Genomic DNA, 24605 nt, shown 5'->3' with positions numbered 1-24605 from the left:
GTTAGTAATTGAACCTTACTGTTTCAGTTGAATGATACGTTGTAAGGGATACGTGCGACGGCTCCTTGTATACTTAACCATGTTTTTTGGGCCGTATACAGTTCATAGTATGCCCCTAATTCGGATTTTATGATTTGGTTCTTTACTGTCTCCGAAAGATTTAAAATCAACTCTTCTATCGGATTTCTACTCGTTGGCAGTTCTACGATTTGGTATTGGGTCGATTTTATCTTGTCGGCCGCGATCCGTATGGCATCGTCCAAACCGCCGAGAAGATCGACTAACCCGATTCTGAGGGCATCGGTACCCGTCCAGACTCTCCCCTGGGCGATTTCATCGACCGCTTCTTTACTCATGCGGCGTCCTTCGCTAACCCGACTTAAAAAGGTATCATATCCCCGGTTGATATAATTTTGCATAACGTTTCTTTCGTAAGAGGTAAGTGGCCTGGAGCTTACGGGAAGAGGAAGGGGATAACCGCCTCCGAAGTCGCTGTGTTCGTTGGTTTTTACGACGTTGGTAGAGATGCCTAATTTATCTTTTATCAGTTCTTCCCCGCTGAATAGAAGTCCGAAGATACCGATGGAGCCGGTTAATGTCATCGGGTCGGCAACGATCGTGTCGGCGGCGCATGAGATGTAATAGCCTCCGGAGGCTGCGACGTTGCCCATGGAAACAATGAATGGTTTGGCGTTGGCGGCTAATTTGACTTCCCTCCAGATGATTTCGGAAGTTAAGGCACTTCCTCCCGGGGAATTTACTCTCAAAACGATGGCTTTGATGCTTTGGTCTTCTCTGGCATTTCGGATCGTTTTGGCTAACTCCGGCCCGATCGTGTTGGAGTTTTGCTCGAAACCGATCTCTCCTTGGGCATAAATGACAGCAATTTTGTCGGCCGTGAAGTTGAGGTTAGGAGCTAAACTTTTGAAATAATCCGGTAATGAGGCTATCTCTACTTTTTGGTTGGGGTCCTGTCCGCAAGCCCTTTTCAGTTTATTCAACATCTCGTCCTCGTATATCGTCCCGTCGAAAAAGCCTTCTTGTTCGAACTCTTGTGTCGTGTATACCCGAAAGTTGTCGGTCAGTCGATTGATTTTCTCCACCGGAATATGCCGGGCTTCGGATATTCCTTGTATTTGAGTATTCCATAACGAGTTCAAATAGGTTTGTATTTGTTCCCGGTTAGCCTCACTCATGTGATCGTCCATAAACGGTTCTACGGCGGCTTTGAACTTACCCACCCGGATGACCTCCGGTTTTACTCCTATTTTTTTCAGCAGATCTTTATAAAATGCGACTTCAGCGCTCATTCCGGTCAGTAAGAGCGGGGCTTCCGGGTTGACAAAAAGGCTATCGGCGACGGATGCCAGGTAATAACTTTTTTGCGAATATCCCAGATTGGAATAGCTATAAATAAATTTTCCGCTTTTTTTGAAATCTATTAAGGCATTACGTATTTCTTCTATACTTCCCAATCCACCGAAGTTCGAATTGATTTCGGTAAGATCCATATAGATACCGGCGATCCGGCTGTCTCCGGCCGCTTGATAAATACTTTTCAATATGTTATTCAGTCCCATCAGTTTGCTGGGGGTCAACGATTTGAAATCGAAATTTTCAATCGGATTATCCGATGCTTTGTCGGGTATGGCATGTTGTAAGGAGAGTTTCAATATCGTGTTGTCTTTGATGGTAACGGTCGTGGTCGACATACTGGCAATGGCACCGATCATCCCGATAAGTATAAAAAAGAAGAAAATGTGTACGATGATGATACCGACGATTGTTGCTAATGTATACTTTAAGAAGCTTTTCATACTGTTTTTTTTAAAGATTAATCTTATTGGTGCAGCAATATGTTTTTTACAAATGTATACATATAATTTTGCTACAGCAAATTTAAAGTTAGGCTTATTTTGTTCACGTTTGTTTTTTTAATAGTTTTACGCATACGTTGTAATTAAAATGAAGTATACGAATGAGCAAGTTTGAAGTTGTCGGAGGAAAACGTTTAAAAGGAGAACTTATTCCTCAGGGAGCAAAAAATGAGGCATTACAGGTGATATGTGCAACTTTGTTGACAAAAGAAAGGGTGACGATCAGTAATGTACCGGAAATATTAGATGTGTTGAAGTTGATAGAATTATTACGAGGAATGGGCGTGTCCGTAGAGAGGATTCGTAAAGGAGAGTATGCTTTTCAGGCCTCGGATATTGATTTCGGCTATTTGGACACCGAGGATTTTTATAATAAAGCGGCAAGTTTGCGGGGATCTATCATGATTCTTGGTCCGCTTTTGGCCATATACGGTTATGGATTGGTGCCGAAACCGGGAGGAGACAAAATCGGACGTCGTCGTTTGGATACCCATTTTTTAGGATTTGAGAACTTGGGGGCTTCTTTTGAGTACGATGCCGTGAAAGGGTGTTTTAAGGCTTCCGCGCAAAAATTGAAAGGGGCCTATATGCTGTTGGATGAGGCTTCGGTGACAGGTACTGCCAATATCGTGATGGCTGCTGTTCTGGCGGAAGGGGTAACCACTATTTACAATGCTGCCTGCGAACCTTATATCCAACAACTGTGCAAGATGTTGAATGCCATGGGTGCTAAAATTTCAGGTATCGCCTCCAATTTGTTGAGGATTGAAGGTGTAGCCTCTTTAAGAGGATGCACTCATCGTTGTTTGCCCGACATGATCGAGGTAGGGAGCTATATCGGGTTGGCGGCGCTGACCCGTTCGGAAATTACGATTAAAGATGTTTGTATCGAACAATTGGGTATTATTCCGGGGGCTTTTCGGCGTTTAGGAATCCGGGTGGAGGAACGAGGCGACGATCTGTATATTCCCCGGCAGGAACATTATTTGATTGAGGATTTTATTGACGGTTCCATATTAACCGTTGCGGATGCTCCTTGGCCGGGGTTGACTCCTGACTTGCTGAGTGTGTTCCTGGTTGTTGCCACTCAGGCGAAAGGTAGTGTGCTGATTCATCAAAAAATGTTCGAAAGTCGGCTTTTCTTTGTCGATAAGTTGATAGATATGGGAGCTAAAATTATTTTGTGTGATCCGCACCGGGCTACGGTGATAGGGCAGAACCATGAGTCTCAGTTGCGGGCAACGAAGATGACGTCTCCGGATATTCGTGCCGGAATCGCGTTGTTGATTGCCGCTCTTTCTGCCCAGGGAACGAGCGTAATTCATAATATCGATCAGATTGATCGCGGTTATGAAAACATTGACGAAAAATTGAACGCGATCGGGGCGGAGATCAGAAGAGTTTAACCTTCCCGCTTTAACACGAGTAAGGAATCCGGACATTCGGCAAAATGTTCGGATATTTTTTTGCCGGTTAACGGATGTATAAAATCCGGTATGATCTCATGTAACGGGGTCAGGACAAAATTTCGTTCTGTTATCCGGGGATGGGGAATAACCAAATCAGGAGTATGTATGATGCATGAATCGTAAAACAAAATGTCGATGTCTATGGTACGGGAACAATATCGGGAGGCGGTGCGTTTTCTGCCGAGTATTTTTTCGGTTTCCATGCATTTTTTCAATACATTTTCTGCTGATAAGCAGGTTGAATATATGGCAGCCTGGTTGTAGAACGTATCGGGAGATTCGAATCCCCACGGGGCCGTTTCATATAAAGAGGAGATCCTGCGAATTTTCCCGATCTCTTCCATCAGTCTCATGGCTTCTTGAATGACAGCCTTTCGGTCGCCCATATTACTTCCGAAAATAAGAGTTACCTCCATTATGAGCTTTGGGTTAGTACGTTCATCTGTATAAATTTCAACCGGAGTGTCCGGATATGATTATTACCTCCGGACAAAGCTTTATTTTTTAGGCAGGGAGTTAATTGTGTTTTTTATAATGAATTTTTTTATTGTTGTTTCCGTTTGTATTCCCGTTTTTGGTTTGGGGTTTGTTGGCTGGTTTGCCTTTTTTTTGCAGGAGGTCTTTAGAGTGGGAGAGAGTCATGCCTTCGGGCATCTCAATATTGCCTCCGTATAACGTGTTGATATCATTGTAGATTTGCTCGTCTTCGACGGAATCTTTATTCCAGGTCAGGAATGATTTTTTCATGTGATTGGCCGTCAATACGGTTAGGACGCGCTTCAGTTCGGGATCGTCGGTTTCTTTTATTTTTTGGATTAATTTTTCGGTTAATAAACCGTAGTGTTTGTATTTGATATGGTGGTTATTGTATTCTAATTTTTCGGGTTTCTCGTGTAATTTCTCTATAGACGGAAGAGGATAGGGAGTATCGATATCCAAACTGAAATTAGACATGATGGCCAGATGATCCCAAAGTTTATGACGGAAATCGGGAACATCCCGAAGGTGGGGATAAAGGTTTCCCATGACGCTGATTACGGTTTTGGCTGCACGGGTCCGTTCTTCCCGGTCCTCGATAGTCGATAAATGATCTATCATTTTTTGAATATTTCTTCCATACTCGGGAAGAAGCAATTTCTTTCTTTGGGTATTATAATTATATGCCATGTATAGGATGTTTAATCTTTAAAATTGATTTTGGAAACTTCGGAATAAGAAAATTTCTACCGAAATAATTTAGTTTTATCTGTTATTGTCTTAGAATATGGGACAAATATAATATAAATTGTTTATAAGTCATTAATATTAATCTTCTTGCACGTATAGTTTTGCAAATTTTAACAATAAAATCTTCTGACCGTGTTTGGAAAAATACACTTTTGCTTTTCTGTTTACTCCCAATCCTTCGAGGGAAATGACTTTTCCCGCCCCGAAATTAGGGTGAAAAATAACCATGTCCGGAACGACGGCATCTGTCGATAGTATTTTCAGTTTGGAAGTATCTATTACAGGTACTTCTACGTTTCTTAAAGGAGTTTGGTTTGTTCTGGCATATCTTTCGGTGTGTGCCGGCGTTTTGAAAACAGGTAGTTCTGATGACGGGCGGGCCGGGGCAAAGTATCCATCCAGATAAAGCGGGTTCATTTCACCGATGAACCGGGATGGTTTCGGGTAGACGATGTTTCCGTTTTTATAGCGAGTCGTCGTGAAACTGATTAAAACCCGCTTTTCGGCCCGCGTGAGAGCCACGTAAAAAAGGCGTCGTTCTTCTTCCAAAGCAGATGGAGAGAATGTACTTTGTTGAGCGGGGAAAAGATCTTCCTCTACACCGACTATAAATACGTTGGGAAACTCGAGGCCTTTTGCCGCGTGAATCGTCATCAGGGTTACTTTTTCCCGGTCTTCCGGTTTTTCACTGTCCTGATCGGTCAGAAGGGCTACACCTTCTAAGAATGCCGGGAGTTTATCTTCTTTTCCTTCTTTGTAAGCCGTTTCGCTGAATTCTTTAACGGCATTCAATAACTCCTGGATATTCTCTTTTCGGGATACCCCCTCCGGAGTATCATCCGTTGCCAGGTCTTCAACTATTCCGGAGGCTTTTGCTATCAGAGAAACTACCTCATAAGCATTTTCTGTTTCTGCCGACCGGGAAAAACCTGTTATCATCTCTCGGAAATGATTCAGTTTGCTGACGCTGCCGGCAGACAGGATGCCGGGAATTTTATTTAGATTGCAAAGTACGGTCCAAATACTGACGTTGTATTTGGTCGCAACTTCTTTCAGTTTGTCGATCGTCGTATCTCCGATACCCCGTCGCGGATAGTTGATGATTCGTTTCAACGCCTCTTCATCGTTTTGGTTTACCGTTAACCGTAAATAGGCTAACAGGTCTTTGATCTCCTTGCGCTGGTAGAAGGAGAGCCCTCCATATATCTTATACGGGATGTTCCTTTTACGAAGAGCCTCTTCCATGATTCTGGATTGGGCGTTGGTTCGATAGAGTATGGCAAAATGGCTGTAATCCGATTGTTCGGTTTGCGCTAACTTGAAAATTTCGTTCGCTACTTGAAATCCCTCTTCTTTATCCGACATCGTTTTCAATACGCGGATCTTCTCTCCCTCTTCGTTTTGAGAAAAGATGGTTTTGGGTATCTGTTCCTTGTTTTTGCAGATAATACTGTTAGCTGCCTCCACGATCGTTGTGGTCGAACGGTAGTTCTGCTCCAATTTACAAAGTTTATATTCCGGGTAATCGTTTCGGAAATTCAGGATATTCTCAATCCTGGCTCCCCGAAATGAATAGATGCTTTGGGCATCGTCTCCCACGACACATATATTTTTGTGTATCTCGGACAGTTTTTTGATGATGAGATATTGGGAGTAGTTCGTGTCCTGATACTCATCCACTAAAATGTAATTGAATTTTTGCTGGTACTTGGCCAAAATCTCGGGAAAATCCCTGAAAAGAATATTGGTTTGCAACAGCAGATCGTCAAAGTCCATGACATCGCTTTGCTTGCAGCGAAGCTGATAGTATTTGTATATTTCACTGACCATCGGCTTTTTGGCAGCCTGGTCTGCAGCTGTAATCTTGGCCGATTGAGCATAAGCCTGAGCTATGATCAGGTTGTTTTTAGCCATGGATATCCTGCCGAGTACGTCGCTCGGTTTATATACCTTATCATCCAGTCGTAAATCTTTGATAATGGATTTGATCAGGTTCTTGGAGTCTTGCGAGTCGTATATGGTAAAATTAGAACTGTAGCCGAGGTGTGAGGCTTCCGTTCTCAATATTTTGGAAAAAACGGAGTGAAATGTCCCCATCCATAAATTGGCTGCCTGCTCTTGCCCGACAAGCGCTGCAATGCGACGTTGCATCTCTCTGGCGGCTTTGTTCGTGAAGGTAAGAGCTAAAATACGGTAAGCCGGAACTCCTTTACTGAGGAGTTGAGCTATCCGGTAGGTCAGGACACGGGTTTTTCCCGAGCCCGCTCCTGCGATGACAAGTGTCGGCCCTTCCGTGTTAAGCACGGCTTCTTTTTGACGCTCATTTAACTCATTCGTAAAATCCACGATAACTTTTTTCAGGGAAGAGATTTTCTTCCGAATTTCTTTTGGAAAAGAGTCCTTAAATCGTTATGGGACTCCTTTTTTACCGATACAAAAATATAAAATCCTTTTTAATTCGGGAGAGATATGTTCCATATTTTTAAAATTGTTGTTTTTCTTTTCGGACTGACGGAATCAGAAATAGGAATGAGGTTGAAAAAGAGCGAATGAATATTCCGATTGTAAATAAAAGTAGTATCTTTAAAACGTAAAAATTGATTTATGCAGGCAAAATACGCTTATAACGGTTTGATCGGAAAATATTATCTTGTTGAAAAGGACGGGAGGTTGGTCCGGTTATGGTTAGGAGACCGGATATCGTTGGCTCCGGCTGAGATTGAAATAAAAGAGACTCCCCTGATTCGAGAAGCTAAAAGTCAGTTAGACGCTTATTTCGCTAAACGTCTTCACGTGTTTGATTTACCTTTAGCCCCGGAAGGGACCCTCTTCCAAATGAAAATATGGGAACTCTTAAGGTCGATACCTTACGGGAGCACGATCACTTATGGCGAATTGGCCGAGAGGGCCGGAGATAAGAATGCTTGTCGTGCGGTCGGGATGGCGAATGGTCGTAATCCGCTTCCTGTTTTTATCCCCTGCCATCGGGTGGTCGGGGCCGGAGGAAAGCTGACCGGTTACACTGGAGGTCTGGAGGTGAAGATGAAATTGTTGCAGATAGAGGGTATCGAGTGGCTGTAATATCATATCCGGTTTATGAAGTTGATGCTATGACAGGCTACTATTCCGGCGGTTTCTGTTCGTAATCGGCTTTCACCTAACGTAATGGGGATGAAATGATGAGAAAAAGCCGAGAGAATTTCTTTTTTTGAGAAATCACCTTCCGGTCCGATTAATATCGTGACATTACTTTCCGGGGAGTATACCTCGTCTAACCTTTTTTTGTCTCCTTCTTCACAGTGGGCGATATATTTTACCCCGTTCCGCTCTTTTGCTATAAAAGTTTGAAATTCTGTCAACGGATTCAATACGGGGCGGTAGGCTTTTAAAGATTGTTTCATGGCGGAAACGATGACTTTTTCCAAACGATCCGGTTTGATTATTTTCCGTTCGGAACGTTCGCATAGGAGAGGGGTAATCTCATCAATCCCGATCTCCGTGCATTTTTCTAAAAACCATTCCATACGTTCTATGTTTTTGGTCGGAGCGATGGCAATGTGAAGATGAAATTTTTTTTCCCCGTAATTCTCTTTTTTCTCGATACAACGAACCTCGCAACGTTTGATGTCAGCTCGGATGATCTCGCATCGGTAAAAACCGCCTCGCCCGTCAATCAGATGTACTTCATGGCCCGTTTCCAGGCGGAGAACTTTAATACAATGTTTGGACTCCTCTTCCGACAAAATGTATTTTTCTCCATCAATATCCGGAGTATAAAACAGGTGCATAACTTTAGAATATTTATTGATGACGCAAAAATAGAAAATCCGAATCAATTTACAATTGATTCGAAGGTGCGTAAAGTCCGAAAGTAATTTTTGATTATGATTATAGTTCTGAATTTTCCCTCTTTAAATCATAAATCTAAAATCCTCCTCCCAATCTCTCAATTTCTTAATCCCTCAAGCCCCTAATCTCTTAATTTTTGTCTTGCATTTGAAATCGGAAAGAGCTATCCCGACATTTGGGGATAGCTCTTCGTATGGTTTGAAAAGGGTGCGTCACTATTCGTCAGTTTCCTCTTCGTGATATGCCTTAAGCAGCTCTTCCTGGATCTCTCCCGGAACTTTTTCATAACCGGAGAAACTCATCGTGAAAGTTGCACGACCACCGGTAATAGAGCTTAAAGCGGTTGAATAGCGTTGCATCTCTTTCAGGGGTACTTTTGCCATTAGCTTCTGAAATCCTGAATCGGCTTCCATTCCCATGATGATAGCCCGACGTGTTTGTAAATCTCCCATTACATCGCCCATGCAATCATCCGGCACGAGGACTTCGACATCATAGATCGGTTCCAATATCTTGGGATTAGCCTGTTTGAAGGCCATGCTGAAAGCGTTACGTCCGGCTAATTTGAACGAGATTTCATTGGAATCCACGGGATGCATCTTTCCGTCGTATACACATACCCGAATATCGCGGGCATAGGATCCGGTTAGCGGACCTTCTTCCATTTTTTCCATAATACCTTTCAATATAGCAGGCATAAAGCGGGCCTCGATAACACCTCCGACAATACAGTTGTAAAATACGAGTTTTCCTCCCCACGGTAAATCTACTTCTTCCTTGTCTTTAATCGACATTTTGGTGTCGACATTATTGATTCTGTAAGTTACCGGATCTGGCATTCCTTCGGTATAGGGTTCAATAACCAGGTGAACCTCTCCGAATTGTCCGGCTCCTCCGGATTGTTTTTTATGCCGATAATCGGCATACGAGTATTTGGTAATGGTCTCCCGGTAAGGTATTTTTGGGGGGATGAATTCAATTTCGATTTTATCGTTATGTTCGATACGCCATTTCATGGTGTTCAGATGGAATTCTCCCTGTCCGGAGATAATCATCTGTTTTAATTCTTTCGAATACTCCACGTTGAAGGTGGGGTCTTCCTGGTGAATCCGTTGTAAAACCTCTGCCAGTTTTTCATCGTCACTGCTATTGACGGCTTTTACTGCCGTTCTGAAGCGCGGGTTCGGGTAAACGATTTGGGCGAATTTGTAATCGCAGTCTTTTGTGTTTAACGTATCCCCGTTTCCTGTATTTTTCAATTTCACGGTTGCCCCGATGTCGCCCGCCATTAGTTCGGTCACCTTTGTCCGGTTCTTTCCGGCGACGACGTAGAGTTGTGATATACGTTCTTTCGTGTCTGTATTTACATTGTAAAGGTCGTCTCCTTCGTGGATGGTACCGGAAGCTACCTTGAAATAGATAACTTCGCCCAAATGCGGCTCGACGGTGGTGTTAAACATGTAAAGAGAGGTCGGACCTTTCTCGTCATAAGGAACTGCGACACCCTCTACCGTAACGGACGGAGGCATTTCGTCGGCTTTCGGAGCGACGTTGATAAGGAATTCCATGAATCGGCGTACACACATGTCTTTTTCAGCAGATACGCAGAATACGGGGAACATGTCGCGGTTTACCAAGCCCTTCCGGATGCCTGAGCGCATCTCGTCTTCTGTCAGGCTGCCCTTCTCGAAAAATAATTCCATCAGGTTTTCGTCATTTTCTGCAGCGGCCTCGATCAGTGCGTTGTGTAATTCATTGGCTTTTTCTTCTTCTTCCGCGGGAATGGGAAGTACGTCCGGTTTTCCTCCTTCAGGTTTCCATTGGTACATCTCCATCTTTAACACATCAATGACTTTATTGAAACCGGTACCTTGGTTTACCGGGTATTGAACCAGAACGACTTTAGAACCGAAAGCGGCTTTGGCTTGTTCGACCGTATGCTCGAAATTAGATTTTTCGTGATCTAATTGATTGATAACAAAAATCAATGGTTTGTTGAGTTTTTTGGCATGACGGCTAATGATTTCCGTTCCGACCTCGACACCTCTTACGGCATTTATGACCATTACCCCGGCGTCGACAACATTTAGCGCAGAGATAACTCCACCGACAAAGTCGTCAGCACCCGGAGTATCTATGAAATTGAGCTTGTGCTCTTTCCATTCCGTGTATAGCACGGCAGGAAATACGGATGAACCGTATTCTTGCTCTACCGGACGATAGTCGGATGAGGTGTTTTTGGCACTAACGCTACCTCTGCGCGGGATGACCCCGCCTTCATACATCATGGCTTCTGCCAACGTGGTCTTGCCCGAACCGGAGCTACCCACTAAGGCAATGTTCTTAATTTCGTTTGGTTTATAGGTTTTCATTGTAATACCTTTAAAGTTAATATTTATATTACAAATAATCTCATAAAGATTCAACGATCACAAAGTAGTAAAGTTTTTATTAAAATACAATAGTTAATGTCATTCTTGGTGAAAATAGTATGTAATATGAGAGGAATGCTATATTTTTGTCAGGAAAATATGACAAAAATAATTTGGCGTGTTTTTTGTATGCCATTAGTAGAATCAAAATTTTAAATGTATATGACAGAAACAGCGATGAGACCCGATATTTGGATTTGGGTAATATTTATTGGATTTACTTTGTTAAGCTGGTTGATTAGCCAGCAATTGAAAAGCAGATTTAAAAAATATTCGAATATTCCCACGGCGAATGGAATGACGGGAAAAGATGTAGTTGAGAAAATGTTACGAGATAATGGGATACAAGGGGTGAAGATCGGGAGTGTTGAAGGACAGCTGACCGATCATTATAATCCCGCGGATAAAACCATTAACCTGAGTAAGGAGGTTTACTATGGAGCCAATATTGCTGCCGCTGCCGTTGCCGCGCATGAATGCGGTCATGCTTTACAGCACGCGAAGGCTTATCAAATGTTGAAATTGCGTTCTTCTTTGGTACCTGTTGTCAGCTTTGCTTCTCATTGGGTACAATGGATTTTGTTGGCCGGTATATTGATGGTAAATACTTTTCCCGGTTTGTTGTTGATTGGTATCTGTTTGTTTGCCACAATCACTCTATTTAGTTTTGTTACCTTACCCGTGGAGATCGATGCCAGTCACAGGGCTTTGGTGTGGTTACGTTCCTCGGGAATTACCGATAACCAAACTCAGGGATATGCTTTCGATGCATTGAAGTGGGCTGCTTATACCTATGTGATAGCTGCTTTATCCTCTTTAGCTACCTTACTCTATTACGTCATGATTTATTTGGGACGTAGAGATTAAAATAAATAAAGTCGGCTAAAATCAGCCGACTTTATTATTTAAAGACTTCAACTCGTCCGGTCTTTGACATTAAAAGGTAATTTGTGACTTACGATCGGATTCCTGATCTTGAATTTTAAAATCTACAATCGTCGATCTTTTTTAATCCCCCAATCTCTCAATCACTAAATTGGCGATTTTATTTAATCTACAATTGAAACGCTTTACGGAGCGTCTCCACGTAATCTAATTTTTCCCACGTGAATAGTTCTACTTCTTTCTCGATCGTCGGCCAATAGCTCGAAGAGTATGTTTTTTTTACCATACGGGGTGTACGTCCCATATGACCGTAGCTTGCGGTTTCCAAGTATATCGGGTTACGGAGTTTCAAACGCTCTTCTATGGCTTTCGGGCGCAGATCGAAAATCTCTTCTATTTTCCGGGCGATGGCGGAATCGTTCAAATTTATTTTTGCTGTTCCGTAAGTATTCACGAAGATACCGACTGGTTTGGCTATGCCGATGGCGTAAGAGATCTGGATCAGAATTTCGTCGGCAATTCCGGCGGCAACCATATTTTTAGCGATATGGCGAGCCGCGTAGGCTGCAGAACGGTCTACCTTGGATGGATCTTTTCCCGAAAAAGCACCTCCCCCGTGTGCGCCTTTACCTCCGTAGGTGTCTACAATGATTTTTCTTCCGGTAACGCCGGTATCTCCATGAGGGCCCCCGATTACGAATTTTCCGGTCGGATTGACATGTAAAATTAGATTTTCATCGAAAAGGGCTTGTACCCGCTCCGGCAATTGAGCTTTCACTCTCGGTAAAAGGACGTGAGTGATATCCTGCCGGATTTGATTAACCATTTCTGTATCTGCGGTTAACTGCGCTTCTCGCGTTTGTTTTTCGGGATGAATAAATTCGTCGTGCTGGGTGGAAATCACGATTGTGTGAATCCGCAACGGTTTGTTATTGTCTCCGTATTCGATGGTTACTTGCGATTTGGAATCGGGGCGAAGGTAGGTCATTTTCTCCTTTTCTTTCCGGATCCGTGCCAACTCGTGTAATAAAAGGTGTGATAATTCTAAAGACAAAGGCATATAGTTGTCTGTTTCATTGCAGGCATACCCGAACATCATGCCCTGATCTCCGGCCCCCTGTTCCATCGGATCTTCTTTTGCTACTCCCCGGTTGATGTCGGGCGATTGTTCGTGAATGGCACTTAGTACGCCACAACTGTTCCCGTCAAACATGTATTCGCTTTTCGTGTAACCGATACGGTTGATCACATCGCGGGCAATTTGTTGGACGTCTACGTAGGTATTGGTTTTTATCTCTCCGGCGATGACGGTTTGTCCTGTTGTGACTAACGTCTCGCAGGCTACTTTCGCATTGGGGTCGAAGGCGATGATCTTGTCGAGAATCGCATCTGAAATCTGATCGGCCACCTTATCCGGATGGCCTTCCGATACGGATTCTGAAGTAAATAAATATCCCATACTAATTATAAGTTAATTTTTGATTAAGCCATTTTTATCAAGAGATTTCGTGATTCGGCGATTCCGAGAGGGTTCATCTCTTAATCACATAATCTTTTCATCTCTAAATCGTCAACGGAAAGTACATGGATGGTTGAATCAGAATCGGTCCGCATTTTAGCACTTTTTTTCCGTGGTTGCAATCAGCCAAATCTTTCCACTTTTTTCGGGAACAAAGATATGGAATTTATTCGGAAGAAATCTTGCTTTACAAGAATAAATAATCAAAATAAATGTATCGTTTGAGTGCAAAATATAAGGATATTCGAATGACGGATCACCCTCTTAAGGTAAACTCGGAAATCCATATCTGTATCGTATGTTACTTTTTGCGTTCTATTTCCCGTAAGTTTTCCATCTTTTTCTTTTGTAAAAAGCCGTGGATATCTTCTAAGTGTTCTTTGACCCGTTTATTTCCGAATTCGTATACTTTTTTCACTAACCCGCTTAAAAAATCCCGGTCGTGTGATACGACAATCAGGGTTCCGTCAAAATCGATCAAGGCGTTTTTTAAAATGTCTTTGGTTTTTAGATCCAAATGGTTGGTCGGCTCATCCAAAATCAACAGATTCACTGGGGATAGAAGGAGTTTAATCATGGCTAAACGGGTTCTTTCTCCTCCTGATAGGACTTTAACCTTTTTATCGATGTCGTCGCCGCTAAACATAAAAGCCCCCAATAAATCTTTGATCTTGCTTTTTAATTCGCTTGGTGTAACGTCGTCTACGGTCTGATAGACCGTCAGGCTTTCATCCAATAACGAGGCTTGATTTTGGGCGAAATAACCGATTTGTACGTTATGTCCGAGGCTTAGCTTTCCCGTGTAGTCGTCAATTTCTCCCATAATACATTTTACCAGCGTGGATTTACCCTCTCCGTTGCGTCCTACAAAAGCGACTTTCTCCCCTCGTTCGATGGTGAAATGCGCCCCCTCGAATACCGCGTGATCTCCGTAACTTTTAGACAATTCCTGAACAATAACCGGATAATTACCGGAACGGGGTGCGGGTGGAAATTTTAATCTTAAGGCTGAGGTATCCTCCTCGTCTACTTCTAAAATCTCTAATTTTTCTAACATCTTCACCCTGGACTGAACCTGTAATGTTTTGGAATAAGTTCCTTTAAAACGCTCGATAAACTCTTTTGTTTCGGCAATCATTTTCTGTTGTTCGTCATAAGCTTTTTGTTGCTGTATACGTCTCTCTTGTCGCAGAGTGAGATATTGCGAGTAATTTACCTTATAATCGTATATCCGCCCCATGGTGACTTCTATGGTTCGGGTGGTGATATTGTCGACAAAAGTCCGGTCGTGTGAAATGACAACGACCGCTTTCCCGTTATTGATAAGAAACTCTTCTAACCATTGGATGGAATCGATGTCCAGGTGGTTGGTAGGTTCATCTAATAAAAGCACGTCCGGATTTTTCAGTAGCATTTTCGCCAATTCGATGCGCATTCTCCATCCTCCGCTGAAATCACCCGTCGGGCGGTCGAAATCTTCCCGCTGGAAGCCCAATCCGAGAAGGATCTTTTCAACATCGGCTTCGTAGTGAGTAGCATCGATACTGTAATATTTTTCACTTAACGTGGAGACCTCTTCTATTAACTTGTAATATTCCGGGGAGTCATAGTCAGTTCTTTCGGTTAGTTGTCGATTAAGCTCTTCTATTCGTTTCTCCATGGCGAAAAGATGAGCGAAAGCCTGAGACGTTTCTTCGAATACGGATCGGCTGTTCTCGGTCATCAGATGCTGAGGCAGATAAGCTATAACCGTGTCTTTGGGTATGGAAATATTGCCCCGGTTGGGCTGCCGTTCTCCCGCGAGAATTTTCAGCAGGGTCGATTTGCCCGCCCCGTTTTTTCCCATTAGGGCAATTCGATCTTTCTCGTTAATGACAAATGATATATCCTTGAATAAAGCTCTGTCTCCAAATTCTACCGTCAATCCGTCTACTGAAATCATACATTAAAGTTAAAAATACCTGAACAGATTAAGCGTCGAATAATTTTCTATTTAACGCTTGTTTTTAATTGCGGTGCGAAGATAGAATAAATTATCTGTTTGGCAAGGTTATCCGTTTGTAGAGTAGTCTAAAGAACGAAGCGGTTTTGTAGTTCCTCTTTTTCGTGATGATGCCGTTTTAAGAAATATTATAGAAATTGAATTGTGATCTTTGGATTATTAACTATTTTTGCTTAAAAGATGCTTTATCCAAAACGATTAAAAATGGGTGTGTTAAAAATTCAGGAACGGGTAGAAATAAGACAATTGTATCGAGATTATTATGAGCCATTGGTGTTGTGGGCGGATACGATTGTGAAAGATATGAGTTTGGCGGAGGATGTCGTGCAGGAATTTTTTATTCGTTTGTGGGAGAAAAGGTTATACGAGCATTTAAAACAGGAATATTTGAAGTCTTACCTGTATACTTCTGTGCGGAATTTAGCTTTGCGAAAATTGCAAAACAAAAAGAAGATAGAGAATTTACCTGATATCGCACTCGTGGAGAGAGTGTGGGAGGAGGTTGATCATACGCATGACGAACTCATCAAACGTGTTATGGATGAAATTCAAAAACTCCCCCCCAGAAGCCGAGAGATACTGGAGAGCGTCCATCTGAAAAATATGAAATACGCCGAGGTAGCGGAAGAGATGGGTGTCTCCGTTTCCACGGTTAAAACGTTATTGGTTCGTTGCGTGAAATCTTTGCGTCAATCTGTAGAAGGAAGTATATTACTGTTTTATGTTTGCATGGTTAACAGGGGCAAATACACTGTCGTTTCCAGAAAATAATCAAAAAATAATTTTTACCGGTCTTAAGACAATTGGTCTTTGCTAAATAATAGCAAGGCTATTTTTATTTTATGATAATTTTTTTCATAAAAAATATAATTCGTTGTCAACCGTTTTAAAGAGTCATGTCTATTATTGATAAAATAATAAAAATAGGATATGAAAGAAGAGGATTGGGATATAAAATTATTGGATTACATCACCGGAGAGATAATTGATGAAAAAGAGAGGCGGAAGATCGAGTTATGGATCGCCGAGAACGATAAAAATCGAGCCTATTTTGAGCAGATACAAATCGATTATCTGAGGCAACGCTGGTTTTTCCGGAGTAAATTGATCTGCCGTAAAGAACCGTTGAAGTTCCGTTCGAGAAGAAGGCATTTGATGTATATTACTTCTGTGGCCGCTTCTCTTTTATTGTTAGCGGGCTTCTTTATGCTGCGGGACGGGGAGGAGAGAGTTCCGGTTATGAATGGCTATGCCGGAGAGATGATTACTCCTGGAACCTTTAAGGCGAAACTGCTTCTCTCTTCCGGGCAGGAGGTGGTGTTGGCGAAAGGGAAAAGCGAGATTAGAGAACAGGCGCAGGTGCGGGTATTGACCAATGAGTCGGGGGAGTTGGTTTATCAACCGAAAGAAGATACTCTTCAAGAGGAGGTGTACAATACGCTCTCGGTGGAACGGGGGTGTGAATATAAAGTAACCTTCTCGGATGGTTCTGTCGCGTGGGTAAACTCGGCCACAGAGATAGAGTATCCTGTTGTTTTCCTGGGGAATAAAAGGGTGGTTAAGCTAAAAGGAGAAGCTTATTTTCAGATTAAATCCGACGCACAAAAGCCGTTCGTAGTTTTGGCCGATGGTGTGGAGGTGAAAGTAACGGGGACGGAGTTCAACGTGAATACCCATTGGCATAACTCGGTGGAAACGGTATTGGTGAAAGGCGAAGTTTACGTGAAAAAGGATAGTATGGAATTACAATTGAGGCCTTCTCAACGGGTGGTATACGATCTATCCAAAAATGAAATGTACAAGGAGGATGTAAATGTTGAGAAGTATATCGCCTGGAAAAACGGGGACTTTATATTCAGTGAAGAGCGGTTGGAGGATATCATGGATAAACTCTCTTTGTGGTATGATTGTCATGTCTTTTTCAAAAATCAGGCATTGAAAGAGGAGCGTCTGTCCGGAGATATGAAAAAATACGGTAAGATAGAAGAGTTGCTCCACTTCTTTGAGAGCAGTATGGATGTGAAATTTACAATAGAAGGAAAAACCATTATAGTTGAAAATAAATAAAAAACGGAAAGATCGGCCAATCCTTCCGTTTGTAGTAACATTATCAATGTTGATAATGCTCATTAATAATCTAAATCACAAATTTATGAAAAAAAATGAAGATCGTAAAGAAAATTTACGGCCCAATCAGAAAATCTTTAAAGTTATGAAGATCACTTTATTTCTGATGTTTGTGCTCATGTTCCAAGTGAAAGGAGAGATTTTTTCTCAAAACCAGCGTGTCAATCTGGATTTGGAGAATTGTAGCGTGGAGGAGTTTTTTAAAGAGATTAGAAAACAGACGGGAGTTCGTTTTATGTACAAGAGCGAATACGTGAAAAAAATGTCTCGTTTCGATGTCAAAGCGAAAAACAAGGAATTGAAAGAATTGTTGGATGACGTGTTCAAGGGGTCCGGGCTGATGTGCTTATTTGAAGAGAATGTTATCGTGTTGGTGAAGCAAAATACAGTGGAACCCCAGCAGAAAGAAGGGAAGAAGATAAAAGGAAGGGTCATCGATAAAAAAGGGGCTCCCATGGTCGGTGCGACCGTCCTTATAAAAGGGACAACGAGAGGGGTGATGGTCGATACTGCCGGTCGTTTTTCGCTTGTGTTGCCGGATATACCCGATATGACGCTGGTATTTCGTTTTATCGGAATGGAAACCAAAGAGGTAAAATTGAAGGATATTAAGGATGAAGAGATTTTAGCCGGAAAGAAAGATTACGTGGTGACCTTGGTTGAATCGGTAGAAAGTCTGGATGACGTGGTGGTTACCGGATATGTTAATGTACGGAAAGAGTCCTACACGGGAACTGCCATTCGGGTTGAAGGCAAGGAGCTACTGAAGGTGGCCAATCGAAATATTATTTCGACTCTTCAGGTTTTCGATCCCTCTTTTCGTATCATGGAAAACAATGTCATGGGGTCCAATCCGAATGCTATTCCCGAGTTCTATATCCGCGGCCAGTCCGGTATCGGTAATTTGAATCTTTCGGATATCAGTGAGACCAGAACGAAGAATAATCCGAACCTGCCTATTTTTATATTGGACGGGTTGGATGTAAGCGTGGAAAAAATTTACGATATGGATCCCAATCGAATTCATAGTATCACGATATTGAAAGATGCGGCGGCAACGGCGGTATACGGATCGCGTGCTTCTAACGGAGTAGTTGTTATTGAGACTATTGCCCCGAAGGCCGGTAAATTTAATATTACCTATAATTTGACAGGAACCATTACGGCTCCGGATCTTTCCAGTTACGATTATTTCGATGCGGCTGAAAAGTTGGAAGTAGAAAAATTAGCCGGCTATTATGAAATCAATCCGCCTAACAAGGGGATTCGTCAAGTCTATTCGGAGCTGATTAAAAAACAAATGGCTTTGGCAAAAGGGGTGAATACCGACTGGCTGGCTCTGCCTTTACGCGTGGGATACAATCATAAACACAGTGTGGCTATAGATGGTGGTAACGATAATATCCGTTACGGGATCAACCTTTTTTATGATCAGCAAAAAGGAGTTATGAAAAAAGACTTACGTCGTCGGCTCGGAACGGAATTACGGATTGACTATCGATTATCTAACCTAAACATTATTAATCGGATATCATTCAATAAGGTACTTGCCAAAAACTCGCCTTACGGGACTTTTTCCGATTATGTAAACCAATTACCGTATAATGAACTGTATGATGAATTTGGAAATTACCTGTATAATTTTAACACGTGGCATTCCGGTTCGATCTATGTTAATCCGATGTACGAGGGAGCCGAAACCAAGAACTTTAGTAAAACGACCACGGAAGAGTTTTCCGACAACCTATTGGTTGACTGGTATTTGAACGAGCATTTGAACATTAAGGCACAAGTCGGTTTTACACGGACGACTACTTCCGGTAAAAACTTTACCGATCCGGCTTCCGGTAAGTATTTTAACGCTTCAGACAATACGCCGAAAGGAAGCTTGTCGACTTCAGAAGGAAAAGCTTTCAACTGGACAACCAATTTGCAGGTGCTTTATAACCGCTCTATCGGAGTTAATCATATCAGCGGTTCTATCGGTGTCAATACGACTGAAAAATACTCCTCTTCTATCGGTGTCAATTACAGGGGATTTCCTTCCGGAAGTTTAAACTCGATCATGTTTGCTCAGGAGATCGTGGGTAAACCTTCGGAATCGGATAATCATACTCGATTGGCCGGAGCTTTTGTTCGTTTGAATTATTCTTATAACGATATCTATTTGTTTGACGGTTCTTTGCGTTTTGACGGATCTTCCGAGTTCGGTTCTGACAAAAAATTTGCTCCCTTCTATTCGGCAGGTTTCGGGGTGAATCTCCACAACTACAAATTTTTAAAGGGAAATCCGGTGTTGACGCAGCTTAAATTGACCGGAACCTTCGGGCAAACGGGTAAATTGGACTTCGAGCCTTATGCTGCAAAGGATATTTATGAAATTTTCTCTGATAACTGGTATGCTACCGGGATGGGAGTGAAGTTGATGGCGTTGGGAAATTCCAATCTGAAATGGGAGAAAAAAAATAGTTACGATCTGAAATTGGAAATTGATCTTTATAATGGGTTGTTTTATGCTCAATTGGGTTACTATAATACCGTTACGAATGACATGATTACAAGAATGTCTGTACCTTCCTCTTTCGGATTTACCTCTTATTATGATAATGTAGGTAAGGTGGAAAATATCGGTTATGAATTGAATATTAAGTCTAATCTCGTTCGGACGAGGGATTGGTTCGTGGGTATATATGGAAATATGGCACATAATGAGAATAAGATCTTGAAGATCGCCAACTCTTTAAAACGCTATAATGACATGGTGGACGATTATTATTCCGATTACAGGGGATATGATGAAAAATACGCGAAATCTTTTACCAAATACGAGGAGGGTGGATCGATGAATTCTATCTACGGAATGAAGTCTTTGGGAATTGATCCCTCCAGTGGTCAGGAGGTTTTCGTGAGAAAAGACGGGACCATTACCTACGAGTGGGAAGCGAATGAACAGCAAATACTGGGCAATGATTTACCGGATGTACAGGGAGCATTTGGGATAAATCTCCAATGGAAAACCTTGAGTCTTTTTGCCAGCTTTATGTATGAATTCGGAGGACAGGCTTATAACGAGACCATCCCGAAGCGTATAGAAAGTGTGGATTTGTATAACTATAACGCGGATAGGCGAGTGCTCACGGATCGGTGGATAACTATCGGAAATATTACACCGCTGAAAGATATTGCCGACCGAACGAACTACTCTCGTCCGACTTCTCGTTTCGTGCAGGATAATAATGTGTTGAAATTTAATTCGTTGAGTGTCGCCTGGACCGTAACGGAAGGATTCGTGAAAAAACTGAGGATGAGTCAGTTTAAGTTGCAGTTCACGATGAACGATGTGGCTTATTGGTCGACCGTAAAGCAGGAACGGGGAACCGGCTATCCTTTTGCCAGGAATTTTGATTTTACCTTAGGTGTAAGTTTCTAACTATAAAATAGAATACGATGAGAAAAGGTTTTATAATATTATGCATACAGATAGGTTTATTCTGTTCTTGTAATAGCTGGCTGGAATTGGAGCCGGCGAACCAAATCAGTAAGGATAAACTCTTTTCGGATGAAGCAGGATTCCAGAATGCCTTGAACGGAATTTATCAGAAGTGTGCGGAGACAAATTTGTATGGAAAGAATTTGAGTTGGGGAACTTTAAGCGTAATCGGACAAAATTACGATTTAGACTTGATCTATGATAATAATGACGCTTACATGGGGGAATATGAATACGAGTCTTCTTACGGATTGACCGTGATCGATAATATCTGGTCCGGGCTCTATAATGCTATCGCTAACTGTAATTTGTTGTTGAACGAGATCTCTTCTGCCTCTCCCTCTTCATTTACCTTGGATACGGTGGCTAAAAATTTAATCATGGGAGAAACCTATGCTTTGCGGGCATTTTGTCATTTGGATTTGATTCGTTTGTTTGCTCCGGCTCCGGCCAAAAACGATCAGGCAGCTTTAGTTCCTTATCATGACACTTATCCTTCTATTATAACGGTACCCTTAAAGACCAAAGATGCAATAGATAAAGTTATTGAAGATTTATTGAAGGCGAAGGATCTGGTAGCTTATCATGATACGGTTTATAACAAGACGGGTATGGCCTATAAAATGGCGGCTCGATTCCAGGGGCAATACGCTAATAAAGGAGGTTCCTTTTATAGCAAAAGGGGATATCGTTTGAATTATTGTGCTATCGTGGGATTGTTGGCCCGAGCTTATCTTTACAGGGGAGATGTCGATAACGCCTTGTATTATGCGAAACATTTTTATGATCGTTTTTATAACGGGAACAAATGGTTTGTCTTCAATTCGTCATACGATTACACGACTTCTTTGAACTATAAACAAAAAAAATATTTGGAAGAGTGTCTGTTTGCTTTCTACAATGGTAATTTACTTCAAACCGTAGAGACTTATTGTGCCGTGGGAAGTTATCCGAGTTCCTTACAGTTAGCTGATTATGACGGTGTGTTTGCCGAAGACATGGATGATTATCGCTCCAATTTGATTAGTAACGATGAGGACCGTAATATTTATAAATATCGTCAGGTGAATAATTACCAGCGAGATGATGTAGAGGGATTGGCTATTCCCGTGTTACGATTAAGTGAGATGTATTACATTTTGATGGAATGTAATTTTTTGAAGGGGAACAAAACGGAATGCTTGCGCTTGTTGAAGGAGTTTCGGGAGAAAAAAGGGTGTAAACGTCAGATCCCTTCTGTTAGCGATATCGGAAATTTATATGATATTTTGATTAACGATGCCCGTCGGGAATTTGTTGGAGAGGGGCAGCTTTTCTTTATGTACAAACGTCTGAATCGGAATATTCTGGTCGAGAACGGAGAGATTACGGCTTCCGAAGAACGAATGACATTCAAGGTGCCCGATAGTCAGAATTTTTATTAATTAAATAGTAATGTTATGAGAAAATATGTATATCTACTATTGATTTTTGTTGGTGTGGCGAGTTGTGATAGGGATGATATAGGAGTATATCATTCGGAGAATTACATCTCTTTTACCAATAAGGAAAAAGATACGGTAATCGTTTCCTTCTTTATGTTAGGAAATTTAAGTGAATGCGAGTGGCCGATAGAGATAAGGCATACCGGTATTCCTAAGGAGGAGGAGCAGGGATTTACGCTTTCTGTGGTCAATGAAAAAACAACCTTGAAAAGCGGCTATTATAGCCTGCCGACGGTAACGACCTTTCAGCCGATGAGTAAATTGGATACTTTTTACGTGAAATTGACCAACTACCCGGAACTGGCAACCACGAATGCTTATCTCTGTTTGGAACTAAAAGAGAATGCCGTGTTTAAATTGGGAGATCGGGATTATCGTCGTATTTATTTAAAAGTGAATGATAATGTGGCACGGCCGGATTGGTGGAACAATCGGGTGGTGAACTATTATCTGGGAACGTATTCCGACACGAAGTTCAGGAAATTAGTGGAAGTTGTTCAGCCGGATCTTTCCGATGCGAGCGAAGATTGGATTCGCTCCTGGGCTCTTGAATTTAAAAATTGGCTGGATGCGAATCCTATCCCGGATGAAAACGGAGATCCGATGACTGTACCTGTAAGGATTTAATTTAAAATAGAATGAATATGAAGAACATAAAAATATTTTGCATGCTCATGGTCAGTATTCTGTTACTCTTTTCCTGTTTTGAAGATGACGGTAATTATGACTATAAGGATTTGGAAATACATAAAATAACCATCCGTTATCCGACGTACGGAATTACGGTGTATCAGGGGGAACCGGTCGTTTTCACTCCGACGTTGTCGTTTGCTAACAAGGAACAGAAAGAATCCGGAGATACCAATATGTACAAATGGTCTTATCATTTTGATTATCTCGGATGTGTGTGTACCGAGCGGAATATGAATATGGTTTTTGAGGATGCGGAGGTAAACAAGAGTTACGAGGGGATCGTAATGGCTGAGGATACGCTGACGGGGGCTATTTATACTCAAAATATTTCGTTTGTTTATAAAAGCCGCTATACGGTCGGTTGGATCATTTTATCCGACGATGGAGGAAAGAGCAAGTTAAATTTGGTGCGGATACAAAATGAGCAATGGTACACGGATAAGGATATTTATCGGGTAATCCATGATAAGGAGTTGGGAACACAACCGGTAGGGTTGATCGGAAATCGTTCCGGAAGAAACGAGGTGCGGGTTTTGCAGAAAGGAACGGAGGGAAATATTATTTTGGAGGGAACTAATTATCAAAAGATCGGGACGATTGCCGATGAGTTTGTGGGAGGAAAATACCCGGATGGTTTTGCTCCGAAATCTATGGCGGTATCAGGAGGAAATGTAGCTGCCATACAGGGAGAAAACGGGGAGGTGTTCACGAAGACTTTCGATAGTTGGTCGGGAACGCCTTATGCGTATGCCTTATTTGCAAATGTTCCGCTTCAATTGAATAAGCAGAAATTGAACGTGCCTTTTCTGTTACGAGCTTCTCAAGGAACTTCGACTTATAATCTTATGCTGTATGACGAAACATTCCATGCTTTCTTTATGCTTTATGGAGCTTCTTTCTACGATGCGGGAAGATTGTATAAATTGAAAGCTCCGGAAGATTGGGACGGAACAAGGGGGCCTTCTCCCGATAACTTAAGCAATTATGAGATGGTATATTGTCAAATGAAAAATGCTTCTTCTTATAATCAGGATATTTGCGCTATTTTGAGACATCAAACGAATGGGAACCTGTATCTCTATACGTTTGAGTATTCATCGTCGAATTCCAATGTAATTGTGAAAAATATTGCTTACACGGAAATCCTTGCCGCTTCTGCCGCATTGATGGGAAAAAACACCAAATTCCATGCATTGAGAGAACGTCCCTATATGTTTTTTGTTTCGGAAACGGATCCTTCCACGCTTTATTACTATGATTTGAAAACCAATAGGCATGCACCGTTTAAAACATTTAGCGGACGTAAGATTGTTGCCATGGAATCTAATTATAGTAACAATACCCATGTCGGAATCGGTCTGGATAACGGGGAGTTCTACTTGTTGAACGTGGAAGACGAAGTGTTGGTGAGCGGAACGGAAGAAGATAAAGTAATTTATAATACTGCAGTTGATGGGAAGGTGGTGGATCTATATTATAAAAATTATTGATGTTCGTCGTTCGCCGGGTTTTGATCATGAAGGTTTTATGGAAGAAATTCTCATCCTTCCG

17 protein-coding genes are annotated in these 24605 nt (G+C 41.9%); 9 read left to right on the top strand and 8 right to left on the bottom strand.

Going from position 1 to position 24605, the window contains the following annotated elements; genetic code table 11:
- Nucleotides 1–23 precede the first annotated feature (23 nt).
- Nucleotides 24–1817, bottom strand: coding sequence for a signal peptide peptidase SppA (gene sppA, locus NVS78_RS00795; protein WP_286357508.1), 1794 nt, complete (start codon nt 1815–1817; stop codon nt 24–26).
- Nucleotides 1818–1978: 161 nt separating this feature from the next.
- Between sppA and murA the strand changes: the two genes are divergently transcribed.
- Nucleotides 1979–3283: a UDP-N-acetylglucosamine 1-carboxyvinyltransferase gene (gene murA, locus NVS78_RS00790; protein ID WP_286357507.1), complete on the top strand. Its 1305-nt coding sequence runs from the start codon at nt 1979–1981 to the stop codon at nt 3281–3283.
- Here murA and folK read toward each other — a convergent pair.
- From folK to NVS78_RS00775, 3 genes are all read right to left on the bottom strand, one after another.
- Nucleotides 3280–3762, bottom strand: coding sequence for a 2-amino-4-hydroxy-6-hydroxymethyldihydropteridine diphosphokinase (folK, locus tag NVS78_RS00785; protein ID WP_286357506.1), 483 nt, complete (start codon nt 3760–3762; stop codon nt 3280–3282). The genes murA and folK overlap by 4 nt on opposite strands.
- A gap of 100 nt (nt 3763–3862) precedes the next feature.
- Nucleotides 3863–4513 (bottom strand): DUF4290 domain-containing protein, encoded by a 651-nt coding sequence (locus NVS78_RS00780; RefSeq protein ID WP_286357505.1) that lies wholly within the window; start codon nt 4511–4513, stop codon nt 3863–3865.
- Nucleotides 4514–4651: 138 nt separating this feature from the next.
- A complete protein-coding gene (locus tag NVS78_RS00775; RefSeq protein WP_286357504.1) occupies nt 4652–6919 on the bottom strand; it encodes an ATP-dependent helicase in 2268 nt (755 codons plus the stop codon).
- Between the two features lie 258 nt (nt 6920–7177).
- On the opposite strand from NVS78_RS00775, the gene NVS78_RS00770 reads away from it, so the two are divergent.
- Nucleotides 7178–7654: a methylated-DNA--[protein]-cysteine S-methyltransferase gene (locus NVS78_RS00770; protein ID WP_286357503.1), complete on the top strand. Its 477-nt coding sequence runs from the start codon at nt 7178–7180 to the stop codon at nt 7652–7654.
- 2 nt (nt 7655–7656) lie between these two features.
- Here the strand turns inward: NVS78_RS00770 and NVS78_RS00765 are convergent, their stop codons facing one another.
- Nucleotides 7657–8361 (bottom strand): 16S rRNA (uracil(1498)-N(3))-methyltransferase, encoded by a 705-nt coding sequence (locus NVS78_RS00765; protein ID WP_286357502.1) that lies wholly within the window; start codon nt 8359–8361, stop codon nt 7657–7659.
- Nucleotides 8362–8637: 276 nt separating this feature from the next.
- A complete protein-coding gene (gene fusA2 / locus NVS78_RS00760; protein ID WP_286357501.1) occupies nt 8638–10794 on the bottom strand; it encodes an elongation factor G2 in 2157 nt (718 codons plus the stop codon).
- Between the two features lie 222 nt (nt 10795–11016).
- Here fusA2 and NVS78_RS00755 point away from each other — a divergent pair, with 222 nt between their 5' ends.
- Nucleotides 11017–11721: a zinc metallopeptidase gene (locus NVS78_RS00755; RefSeq protein WP_286357500.1), complete on the top strand. Its 705-nt coding sequence runs from the start codon at nt 11017–11019 to the stop codon at nt 11719–11721.
- 187 nt (nt 11722–11908) lie between these two features.
- Here the strand turns inward: NVS78_RS00755 and metK are convergent, their stop codons facing one another.
- Complete coding sequence (metK, locus tag NVS78_RS00750; RefSeq protein WP_286357499.1) at nt 11909–13198, bottom strand: methionine adenosyltransferase; 1290 nt, start codon at nt 13196–13198, stop codon at nt 11909–11911.
- A gap of 361 nt (nt 13199–13559) precedes the next feature.
- Complete coding sequence (locus NVS78_RS00745) at nt 13560–15200, bottom strand: ABC-F family ATP-binding cassette domain-containing protein (RefSeq protein ID WP_286357498.1); 1641 nt, start codon at nt 15198–15200, stop codon at nt 13560–13562.
- A 264-nt stretch (nt 15201–15464) separates the two neighbouring features.
- Here NVS78_RS00745 and NVS78_RS00740 point away from each other — a divergent pair, with 264 nt between their 5' ends.
- From NVS78_RS00740 to NVS78_RS00715, 6 genes are all read left to right on the top strand, one after another.
- Nucleotides 15465–16031, top strand: coding sequence for a sigma-70 family RNA polymerase sigma factor (locus tag NVS78_RS00740; RefSeq protein ID WP_286357497.1), 567 nt, complete (start codon nt 15465–15467; stop codon nt 16029–16031).
- A gap of 159 nt (nt 16032–16190) precedes the next feature.
- The gene (locus tag NVS78_RS00735) at nt 16191–17327 is read left to right on the top strand and encodes a FecR family protein (RefSeq protein WP_286357496.1); all 1137 of its coding nucleotides are present in this window, start codon (nt 16191–16193) and stop codon (nt 17325–17327) included.
- Nucleotides 17328–17412: 85 nt separating this feature from the next.
- Nucleotides 17413–20817: a SusC/RagA family TonB-linked outer membrane protein gene (locus NVS78_RS00730; RefSeq protein WP_286357495.1), complete on the top strand. Its 3405-nt coding sequence runs from the start codon at nt 17413–17415 to the stop codon at nt 20815–20817.
- Nucleotides 20818–20834: 17 nt separating this feature from the next.
- On the top strand, nt 20835–22301 hold the full coding sequence (locus tag NVS78_RS00725) for a RagB/SusD family nutrient uptake outer membrane protein (protein ID WP_286357494.1): 1467 nt from the start codon (nt 20835–20837) through the stop codon (nt 22299–22301).
- Between the two features lie 15 nt (nt 22302–22316).
- Nucleotides 22317–22988 (top strand): DUF4843 domain-containing protein, encoded by a 672-nt coding sequence (locus NVS78_RS00720; RefSeq protein WP_286357493.1) that lies wholly within the window; start codon nt 22317–22319, stop codon nt 22986–22988.
- A gap of 17 nt (nt 22989–23005) precedes the next feature.
- Nucleotides 23006–24544 (top strand): PKD-like family lipoprotein, encoded by a 1539-nt coding sequence (locus NVS78_RS00715; RefSeq protein WP_286357492.1) that lies wholly within the window; start codon nt 23006–23008, stop codon nt 24542–24544.
- Nucleotides 24545–24605: the final 61 nt, after the last annotated feature.

Origin of the sequence: Gabonibacter chumensis (assembly GCF_024741215.1) — a bacterium.
In the GTDB taxonomy this organism is placed as follows: domain Bacteria; phylum Bacteroidota; class Bacteroidia; order Bacteroidales; family Marinifilaceae; genus Gabonibacter; species Gabonibacter massiliensis.
The sequence above is the reverse complement of the archived record's forward strand: the minus strand, read 5'-3'. Positions and strand labels throughout refer to the sequence as shown.

What these genes read in the sequence shown, in the direction of transcription:
- sppA (WP_286357508.1), bottom strand. Translation starts at nt 1,817, where the DNA reads ATGAAAAGCTTCTTAAAGTATACATTAGCAACAATCGTCGGTATCATC.
- murA (WP_286357507.1), top strand. Translation starts at nt 1,979, where the DNA reads ATGAGCAAGTTTGAAGTTGTCGGAGGAAAACGTTTAAAAGGAGAACTT.
- folK (WP_286357506.1), bottom strand. Translation starts at nt 3,762, where the DNA reads ATGGAGGTAACTCTTATTTTCGGAAGTAATATGGGCGACCGAAAGGCT.
- NVS78_RS00780 (WP_286357505.1), bottom strand. Translation starts at nt 4,513, where the DNA reads ATGGCATATAATTATAATACCCAAAGAAAGAAATTGCTTCTTCCCGAG.
- NVS78_RS00770 (WP_286357503.1), top strand. Translation starts at nt 7,178, where the DNA reads ATGCAGGCAAAATACGCTTATAACGGTTTGATCGGAAAATATTATCTT.
- NVS78_RS00765 (WP_286357502.1), bottom strand. Translation starts at nt 8,361, where the DNA reads ATGCACCTGTTTTATACTCCGGATATTGATGGAGAAAAATACATTTTG.
- fusA2 (WP_286357501.1), bottom strand. Translation starts at nt 10,794, where the DNA reads ATGAAAACCTATAAACCAAACGAAATTAAGAACATTGCCTTAGTGGGT.
- NVS78_RS00755 (WP_286357500.1), top strand. Translation starts at nt 11,017, where the DNA reads ATGACAGAAACAGCGATGAGACCCGATATTTGGATTTGGGTAATATTT.
- metK (WP_286357499.1), bottom strand. Translation starts at nt 13,198, where the DNA reads ATGGGATATTTATTTACTTCAGAATCCGTATCGGAAGGCCATCCGGAT.
- NVS78_RS00745 (WP_286357498.1), bottom strand. Translation starts at nt 15,200, where the DNA reads ATGATTTCAGTAGACGGATTGACGGTAGAATTTGGAGACAGAGCTTTA.
- NVS78_RS00740 (WP_286357497.1), top strand. Translation starts at nt 15,465, where the DNA reads ATGGGTGTGTTAAAAATTCAGGAACGGGTAGAAATAAGACAATTGTAT.
- NVS78_RS00735 (WP_286357496.1), top strand. Translation starts at nt 16,191, where the DNA reads ATGAAAGAAGAGGATTGGGATATAAAATTATTGGATTACATCACCGGA.
- NVS78_RS00730 (WP_286357495.1), top strand. Translation starts at nt 17,413, where the DNA reads ATGAAAAAAAATGAAGATCGTAAAGAAAATTTACGGCCCAATCAGAAA.
- NVS78_RS00725 (WP_286357494.1), top strand. Translation starts at nt 20,835, where the DNA reads ATGAGAAAAGGTTTTATAATATTATGCATACAGATAGGTTTATTCTGT.
- NVS78_RS00720 (WP_286357493.1), top strand. Translation starts at nt 22,317, where the DNA reads ATGAGAAAATATGTATATCTACTATTGATTTTTGTTGGTGTGGCGAGT.
- NVS78_RS00715 (WP_286357492.1), top strand. Translation starts at nt 23,006, where the DNA reads ATGAAGAACATAAAAATATTTTGCATGCTCATGGTCAGTATTCTGTTA.